We start from the raw sequence: 9,634 nt of genomic DNA on the forward strand, positions 1-9,634 counted from the left end.
TCTAATACTTTTAAAGTCTTTATGTCTATTACTATTTATATATAACATAAGACTTATCAATCAATTCTAATAACCATCAAATTATTCGACATAGTTCGACTATGTTCTCATTTGCAGTCCTTTATAGTGAGGCTAACAACAAGAGGCCACAGACAACTCGGTACCTAAAGTTCATTTAGGAAGGAGGGGAAAGGCTTTTATGTTGTCTTTTTTTGTGAAGATTTACAACAATTAAGAAGACAATATTCTTTGGAGGCATCGTTCAAAAAAGGGGAGGGAAAGTTTTGATTGCTAGTAAAGGACGTAGAAGAACATTCAGTATTATCGCATCCATGCTGATGGTAGCATCACTCATGGCTCCAGCAGTTACCAGTGCAGAATCAACGAGTAAGTTGCACAGATCGGTAAAAGAATCCCAAGCAGCTCCGAAAGAGAAACTAAGTACTAGTTTAGTAGCAAACTTCAAAAAAGAAGATGAAGTGACGTTCCTCGTTAAATTCAAAGAGAAAGCAGATACCCGAGGTGTGGCAGACGAAGCTATAAAAACTGCCGGTAAAGAAAAAGTTTCTGCGCAACACGCGAAACTACTCCAACGATCGGCAGTGGTTTCTGAGCTTAAGGCGACATCACTTGAAACACAGCAAAATGTCATGGAGTACCTTGAGCTAGAAGCTGAAAAAGGAAATGCAAAGGAAATTATTTCGTATCACATCGTAAATGGTATAGCGGTGACAGCGACGAAGGAAGTCGCGGAGAAAATTGCATCGTTTAGCGAAGTTGAAAAAGTTTTACCAAACGAAACACGAGAATTATTCGTAACGAAAACAAAAGATGCTGTAACACCAGAATCAGAGGTTGCGAATGTAGAATGGAACGTGGATCGTGTAAATGCCCCGCAAACATGGGACATGGGAATTGACGGTACAGGAACGGTAGTCGCTAGTATTGATACAGGCGTACAATGGGATCACCCAGCGCTGAAAGAAAAGTATCGTGGCTATAATGCATCAACTGGAGATGTCAATCATGACTTCAACTGGTTCGACGCTACTGTAGGACGAGCCACTCCTTATGATGATCAAGGACATGGTACTCATGTAACAGGCACAATGGTAGGTAGTGAACCAAACGGAAATAACCAGGTTGGAGTTGCACCTGGGGCAAAATATATTGCAGTAAAAGCTTTTACTGCATCTGGTGGGTCTGATGTGGATCTATTAAATGCTGCACAGTGGATTATTGCACCAACAGATTCAAACGGAAATGCACGAGTTGACATGGCGCCAGATGTTGTCAACAACTCATGGGGCGGAGGACCAGGTCTTGACGAATGGTATAGAGACGTCGTTATCAACTGGCGCGCCGCAGAAATATTCCCCGAATTCTCTGCAGGGAATACGACGGCATTTAATCCTGGTGGACCAGGATCGGTCGCAGCACCTGCAAACTATCCTGAAGCTTTTGCAACGGGCGCAACGGACATTAATGACAAAGTGGCGGGTTTTTCCCTAAGAGGACCTTCGCCGTACGATAAAATTAAACCAGATATTTCTGGACCGGGTGTGAATATTCGTTCATCTGTTCCAGGTGGTGGATATGAAGGCGGTTGGAACGGCACATCAATGTCGGGACCAGCAGTTTCCGGAGTTGCCGCACTTCTTCGCCAAGTGAACGCAAACTTGACGGTAGATGAAATGGAAGAAATCTTGCTTTCAACAGCAACGCCGTTGACAGATTCAGTATACCCAGAGTCACCGAATCATGGGTATGGGCATGGACTCGTAGATGCTTATGAAGCTGTTTCATCAATCATGAACGGACTAGGATCACTAAAAGGTCAAGTAACAAAACAAGGAGAAGATAATGAGGCTCCTACTTTTGAACATGCTGGACCAACAGAAGCTTATGAAGGAATGGGTTTGGATTTAACAATTCAAGTTGCTGACAATATTAGCATTGCATCTGTTGAATTAAATTACCAAGATACTGGCGGCGAGTGGCAGACAATTGATGCTGCACGCAAATCAGGAGATTATAAAGCTGGTGAGTACAGCGTATCTATTCCCGGTGACGTAATCACAGGGGATGTATTTAAGTACAAATGGACAATTAATGATTTTGGAAATAACGAAGTAAGCAGTGAAGAATATACAGTAGAAGTAAAGCAAGGCATTACGGTTGGTTATTCGGAGGACTTTGAAGGAACACCGACTGGATGGACATCCTTTGGGGAAGCGAACACATGGGATTGGGGGGTACCTACATCAGGACCAGGAAGTGCAGCATCTGGTGAAAAAGTGTACGCGACAAACCTTTCTGGACCATATGAGAGTCGTATGAACGCTACACTTGTTATGCCGCCTGTTGATCTGCCGGAAGGAAATTCTTACTTGCAGTTTAACCAATGGTATAACTTCGAACAATCTTCATCTGGACGAGCTTGGGATTATGGACATGTGTTTATTTCCACTGACCAAGTGGAATGGACGCAACTAGCTATGATTCAAGGTGCATCGAATGGATGGCTCGAAGCTGAAGTAGACCTATCAGAATACAGTGGGCAACGTGTCTACATCGGATTCAACGCATTCTCGGATGGTAGTGTTGTGAGAGATGGTTGGTATATCGATGATGTGGCCTTAGTTGACGCATCACAAACAGGAAAAGTATCTTTACAAGATAAAAAAGCAAACAGTAAGGTAGCTGGAAAGAAAGATCTAGGCGCCGTTAAGAATAAAAAAGGCAAAGATCTTGGTGTAATTAAAGAAAAAGGGAAAGATGCTTTAGAAACACCGACTGACCCGAAAACAATCAAACCTGCATTACCTAAAAAAGAAGCGCCAATTAAAGAGGAAGTCGTTAATCCAACACTTCTGCCATTAGGTGCTCAAGTGAGTGTACTTGAATCGGCACGTTCGGTTTATTCGAACCCTGCGGATGGCAAGTATGAACTTAAACATGGGCCTGGAACATTTACAGTTAAAGCAGAAGCGTACGGCTATCATTCTGCAGAGCAATCGGTAGAGATTGTAGTGGATGAAGCGACGGATGCAAACTTCACGATGAATGAAGTCGCGCAGTCTACTGTGAGTGGAACAATTACTGACGAGGCAACAGGTGAAGCGGTTGAAGGCGCTACGCTACTCCTTGTCGAAGATGCAAATATTTCCCCAGTAGACACAGATAGTGATGGAAATTATGCCATTACTGCATACGAGGGAGATTATACACTGAAAGTAATCGCTAGAGGATATCATGGCCAACAAGCCGATATTACGATAGGTGATGGTGTAACCGAGCAGAACTTTGTGCTTGAACCATACTATACGTACCCAGGTGGAGAAATTGGTTATGACGATGGAACGGCAGAAAATGCTCGTGCATTCTATGAAGCCGGAAACGGGTGGGCAGTGAAAATGTCACTTCCTGAAGGCAAAGAGTCTGGTATTGTAACAGACGGTGTATTCCGTTTCTGGAATCATGAATTCCCTGTGCCGGGTGGAACAGCATTTGGAGTAGAGGTTTGGGATGCATCTGGCTCTGCTGGAACGCCTGGTAAGAAAATTGCGGGACCAATCGACGCAACAGCGCTACGTACTGGAGAGTGGACTGTTGTTGATTTGGAAGAGTATAACATCAGAGTAGATGGAGATTTCTACATGGTTTATATTCAGACCCAAGACAATCCGTTATCACCTGCACTTGGAACGGATGAAGATGGACCTAATGCGAAGAGGAGCTATCAAACTGTTGGCGGATCATGGTCCGCATCGCCGGCCGCTGAAGGTAACTATATGATTCGTGCACGTGTAAGTTATGAAGTACACGCACCTGTCATTACTTCACCTAAAGCTGATTTTACAACGGGTGATTCGAACTTAACTGTTGAAGGAACTGCATCACCTACGACAACGATTCAGTTGAACAATAACGGTGAAGATGCAGGCTCGGCAGTAGTTGGGGACGATGGTAAATTTGCTATCGAAACCGAACTCGCTGGAGGCGCAAATGAATTTATTGCGATATCCTCACTTGATGGCAAAGTGACGGGCGAATCCGCGCCGGTTACAGTCACATTTGATAATGTGAAACCTGAACTTACGATTGACAATCCAAAAGACGGAGACAAGACAAACCGTGAAACGGCTACTGTAGAAGGAACCGTCTCTGATGACAATCTTGATTGGGTGAAAGTAAATGGCCAGAAAGCGACAATCAAAGACGGCAAGTATTCGAAACGTATTTTGCTCGATACTGGCGTTAATGAAATTAAAGTTGTCGCTCAAGATACTGCTGGCAATAAAATAACGAAAAAAGTAACAGTCACAGCGAAATACAACGCACCTGTAGTCGAAAACTTAACTCCTACTGAAGACGTTCATCTTTCGGCAGGTAAGAGTGTTAAATTAGAATTCGATAGCGAGCCTGGACTGAAGGCTACTTTCTTCATTCACATGCCGCTAACAGATGTAAGTAATAAAGTGCAGAATGCAACTGAGTTACCGATGATGGAAACTTCCGAAGGCCATTATGTTGGCTATTGGACGGCAACATCTAGCGTTGCAGACGGAGCTCGTATCGAAGTGAAAGCAGTCGACGGCTTCAAAAACGAAACGCGTAAAATTGCGGACGGAAAGCTTTACATTAACATTAAATAACGCGAAAGAAGAAAAGTGTAGAAGATTTATCTTCTACACTTTTTTGATGCGTTTTTTTGTGGGGGGGCTTAGGTCATGACTTGCAAGCAAACGCTTGATGAGTGCAATCAAAGGGCGGCGGGGTGCAATCAAACGCGTGTTGAGTGCAATCAAAGGCTGGCAGAGTGCAAGCAAATTCACACCGAGTGCAAGCAAATCCAAAAAGCCTTGGAAAACACCTTTTGAAAGAAAAATGTATCTGGCTCTATAACCATTCATACGATGGACTAAGGGGGCGGGTTCCGGTGTATAACCGAGAAGCGGCTGTTCGGTATGCGGAGACGTGGTGGAATAGTTACAACCCTGCGTATCCAAAGTTTGATGATGACTGCACAAATTTTGTTTCTCAATGTCTTCGGGCAGGGGGAGCGCCATTTTGGGGCAGTCCGGATCGTGAAAAAGGGTGGTGGCTAGGTAGCGACAAATGGAGTTTTAGTTGGTCAACGGCGCATTCACTTAGGTGGTATCTAGCCGGTTCCAACAAAGGAATGACTGCAACCCAAGTTAGCTCTGCGGAACAGTTAGATATTGGAGATGTCATCGTGTATGATTTTCAAAACGATGGACGTTATGATCATTCAACAATTGTAACAGCGAAAGATGGGGCTATCCCGCTGGTTAATGCGCATACGTTTAACACGCGACATCGACATTGGGCATATAAAGATTCCTATGCAAGCACACCTGAAGCGCGGTATATATTCTTTAAAATTAACGATTATTTTGCATGAAAAAAAGCAGTCTGTCTATAAGACGGACTGCTTTTAAAATTGTGCACCTTTTACTCTTCGAACCACAGAACTGCCAGCGTGCCTTCGCCCGCATGTACAGCGAGGACAGAGCTGATATCCCCAATTTCAACTTCCATAGCCGGTACCTGTTCGATAATCATTTTTTTCAGATTCTCGGCTTGGTCCGGAATATTTCCTTGCATAAGGTGTATTTTTTTAATGCCGGAAAGGTGAGCTTCGGAAACTTTATTAATTAGGTATTGTAATGCTCTTTTTTCGGAGCGTACTTTCTCGATTGCTTGAAGTTCGCCTTCTTTAGAAATTTGAACGATCGGTTTTACATTCAATAAGCTGCCGAGGTAGAATTGAGCCGCGCTCATCCGTCCACCTTTGTATAGTTGGTCAAGTTTACCAATGAGAATGTAATTAATGCATTTACCAGGCATCTTGTCGAGTTCCTTTTTTATTTCCGGCACTGTAGCACCGTTCTCATACATTTCCATTCCACGTTCAATTAAACCAGTCAGGCCATACGACAGAGAAAGTGAATCGATGAATGTGACGGGAAACCCAGAGATTTCGGCCCCGCCTGTAGAGGAGGCGAGTGTCCCACTCATTTTTGCAGAGACGTGCACAGCAATTGCCTCATCGTAGTCTTCTGCAATTACTTTAAAGCGTTCTGCAAATTCGCCTGCTGACGGTTGTGAGGTCTTTGGAAATTCATCTGCAGTCTTAATCTTCTCGTATAGTTGCTCAGGTGTTAGGTCAACACCATCGATATATTGTTTTTCTCCAAAGTGTATATTAAGTGGAACAGAAAAGAAGTCTGGGTGTTTTTGAAGTTCTGGAGAAACATAGGCTGTACTGTCTACAATCCATGCTAATGGTTTTTTAGTCACTAGTAATCTCATCCTCTTTATTCGTTTTTTCTTCTCATAACATTATACCATGGAAAGTATTAAACATGTGTGATGCTTCATTTACTATTCAGAAATTTAGATTCGTGAAAACTTTTTTAGGGTGAAAAAACCGAATCCAGTTAAGGATTCGGTCACAAGTTATTTTTTCAATTCATCTTTTGAGAACTTTTCAATTTCATAATAATAATCGCCGATGACGCGTAATCCTTGGTCAAAGTTTTCTAAATGGAAGTGTTCGTTCGGCGCGTGGAAATTTTCCGAAGAAAGTCCGAAGCCCATTAAGACGACTGGAAGCTCCAATATTTCATCAAAAGCCGCAACGATTGGAATCGACCCACCTCCACGTGTATAAGCGGTCGGGACGTTATAGACCTTTTCATACGAACGACCAGCAGCCTGTATAGCAGGGTGATCAAATGGGGTAATGAAAGGCTTTCCTTTGTCGAATTCAGTTACCGTTACAGTAACGCCAGTTGGCTTATGCTTTTCGACATGCGCTTTTAATTTTGCAACGATTTCTTCCGGATCTTGATCGGGAACGAGGCGGCAAGTAATTTTAGCGCCCGCTTCGGCTGGTAAGACTGTTTTAATACCTTCGCCTGAAAATCCACCGAAGATACCGTTCAACTCAAGCGTTGGACGGGTCCATGTACGTTCAAGATAAGAGAATCCCTTCTCGCCGAACAGTTCCGGAACTTCAATTTCATTTTTAAGCGCCTCTTCATCAAATTCAAGGGCTTCATAAGCGGTTCGCTCCTCGTCGCTTAAAGGACGAACATTGTCGTAGAATCCTTCGATGGCAATGGTACCTTCTTTATCGCGGAATGTCGCGAGCAATTCAACGATTGCATGTAGTGGATTTTGCACGCCGCCGCCGTACAAGCCCGAATGAAGATCACCTTTAGCGCCTTGAACATCGACTTGTACGCCGCAAAGCCCACGAAGTCCATAACAGACAGCCGGTTGACCCGGACCCTGCATACCTGTATCTGATATGACGATAATATCGGCTGCAAGTTTTGCTTTATTTTCCACAATATATTTCTCGAGATTTGGACTGCCAACTTCTTCTTCACCTTCGATAAGGAATTTCACGTTAACAGGCAGAGTCCCTGAATTTTTGATAAGTGCTTCGACGGCTTTAATATGCATAAAGACTTGTCCTTTATCGTCACTTGCACCACGTGCATATAATTTTTTTTCACGGACTTCAGGCTCGAAAGGTGCGCTATCCCATAATTCAAGTGGGTCGACTGGTTGTACGTCGTAGTGACCATAGACCAGAATTGTCGGTTTGCCTTCTGCATGTAACCAGTCAGCATAAACCGCTGGATGTCCGTCGGTTTCATCGATAGAAACGTTTTCAAGTCCTGCTTCTTTCAATGAATTCACTAACCACTCAGCTGCTTTTTTCATATCCTCCTTGTGTTCAGATAATGCGCTAATGCTTGGAATGCGTAAAAATTCATTTAATTCTTCAAGATGTGTTTCGCGATTGTCCTTGAAATATTGATCGAGTTTTGTTAAGTGTGTCAACTAAATTCCCCATTTCAATTTGATTAATTATTAAATTAGTATAACAGACAAGGAGAAAGTTGAGTAAAATAGGCATACGATTGAAAGGTAATATGTTATGCTATAGAGAATTGATTTGCTTATACTACATAAGAACAAGCAAAATTATTCCAGGAGGAATGCTCGTTGTTTATCGCACTCATATTTTTCTTATTAATCTCGTTTTTCCTTTCAGGGAGCGAAACTGCACTAACTGCCGTAAATAGGATGAAGGTCAAGCTTCGTGCGGATCAAGGAGATTTGGCATCGCAAAAACTTTTCAAATTACTGTCAAAGCCAGACCGTATGATTACTGCCATTTTAATAGGGAATAATATATCAAATATTATTTTGCCAACATTAGTGACAATTATAGGTATTGAAAGAGGTTGGAAAGTCGGACTAGCGACTGGTGTCCTAACCTTAATTATCATAGTATTCGGTGAAGTGTTGCCGAAGACGATTGCTGCAACGTTTGCAGACCGTGTGGCTTACATTGTTGCGCCACCGATTAGGTTTCTTGTCAGTGCACTTACACCTATTACGGTCGTGCTTGCTGCATTCACAAATATCTTCATTCGGATTATTTCAAAGGGAACTGTAAAAGAGGCAACATTGACGAAAGAAGATTTGAAATCAATGGTAGACATTGCATCTATAGAAGGAACGTTTGAGCAAGACGAAACGCTTCGGCTAAAAGGTGTGCTTGATTTTCGAGATAAAGATGTGTCGGATGTACTTGAAACGCATCGTACAGATGTGATTGGTATGCCGATTACTGCTACGTATGAGGAAGTACGAGATACGATGCTGGAATACTTCTACACGCGCTATCCTGTCTATGAGGGAAGCATGGATACAATTGTCGGGATGTTTTATTCGAAAATGTTTATAGGATGGTCGATGAATCCTGAGAAGACACTTGGGGATTTTATTGACCGGGATATGCTTTACGTGGTCCAGTCAACAAATGTTGAACGTGTATTTAAGATGATGCTTTCTAAGAAAAAGCATATGGCAGTCGTGTTAGATGAGTACGGTGGAACGCTCGGAATTGTAACGCAGGAAGATATTATTGAAGAGATGATTGGACAAGATATCGAGGATGAGACTGATTTGGAAGAAGAAGAACTTATCTATGAGAAGTCGGATGACTCGTTATCATGTCACGGTCGCCTTGAAATTGTAGATGCTAATGAATTACTAGGCATCGAACTGCCAACGGACCATGACACAATTGGTGGGTTTGTCTTGCAACAACTTGGTCATTTACCTGAAGCGGGCGAACGTTTTTCGTTTGAAAACTTACATGTTGAAATTGAAGAGATGGAGCGCAATCGAATTCGTCGTCTGACGATTAGTGTGGAGCGGGGGGAGTAAGTATCCTCCGCTTTTTTATTTTCTAGTTTTTGGTGCCTAGCCCCTCGAGTCCCTTCAATCCAGTAGATGAAGTCAAAGAACGACTTCATTACTGGCTTTCCAGCGCTTGTCGGGGCTAACCAGGCACCACAACTTTTCCTATTGTCCAGTTTTCGGTGCCGAGCCCCTCGAGTCGCTTCAATCCAGTAGACGAAGTCAAAGGGCGACTTCATTACTGGCTTTCCAGCGCTTGTCGGGGCTAACCAAGCACCGCAACTTTTCTTATTGTCTAGTCTCCAGGCGCCAGATTCTCGGGTCATAAGTCGTTCCAGTTATGTGGCACAGACCGCCACTCCACTGGCCCGTCTTATGC

At 43.2% G+C, this 9,634-nt stretch carries 5 protein-coding genes; 3 read left to right on the forward strand and 2 right to left on the reverse strand.

The annotated features are described in order from the left end of the window. The first annotated feature begins 332 nt into the window (after positions 1 to 332). Both KSU66_RS17870 and KSU66_RS17875 read left to right on the forward strand, forming a co-directional pair. Positions 333 to 4,658 carry a S8 family peptidase gene (locus KSU66_RS17870; protein WP_269052831.1) on the forward strand — a complete coding sequence of 1,442 codons (4,326 nt, stop codon included), beginning with the start codon at positions 333 to 335 and terminating at the stop codon, positions 4,656 to 4,658. A 284-nt stretch (positions 4,659 to 4,942) separates the two neighbouring features. Next, positions 4,943 to 5,428 (forward strand): amidase domain-containing protein, encoded by a 486-nt coding sequence (locus tag KSU66_RS17875; protein WP_269052817.1) that lies wholly within the window; start codon positions 4,943 to 4,945, stop codon positions 5,426 to 5,428. A gap of 50 nt (positions 5,429 to 5,478) precedes the next feature. On the opposite strand, the gene KSU66_RS17880 is transcribed toward KSU66_RS17875, so the two are convergent. Beyond that, positions 5,479 to 6,327, reverse strand: a complete 849-nt coding sequence (locus KSU66_RS17880; protein WP_269052818.1) for a DegV family protein — start codon at positions 6,325 to 6,327, stop codon at positions 5,479 to 5,481. Between the two features lie 159 nt (positions 6,328 to 6,486). Beyond that, entirely contained in the window at positions 6,487 to 7,884 is a 1,398-nt protein-coding gene (locus tag KSU66_RS17885) for a dipeptidase (protein ID WP_269052819.1), read from the reverse strand. A 165-nt stretch (positions 7,885 to 8,049) separates the two neighbouring features. On the opposite strand from KSU66_RS17885, the gene KSU66_RS17890 reads away from it, so the two are divergent. After that, entirely contained in the window at positions 8,050 to 9,282 is a 1,233-nt protein-coding gene (locus KSU66_RS17890) for a hemolysin family protein (protein ID WP_269052820.1), read from the forward strand. Positions 9,283 to 9,634 lie beyond the last annotated feature (352 nt).

It is taken from the genome of Sporosarcina sp. G11-34, from assembly GCF_026931025.1.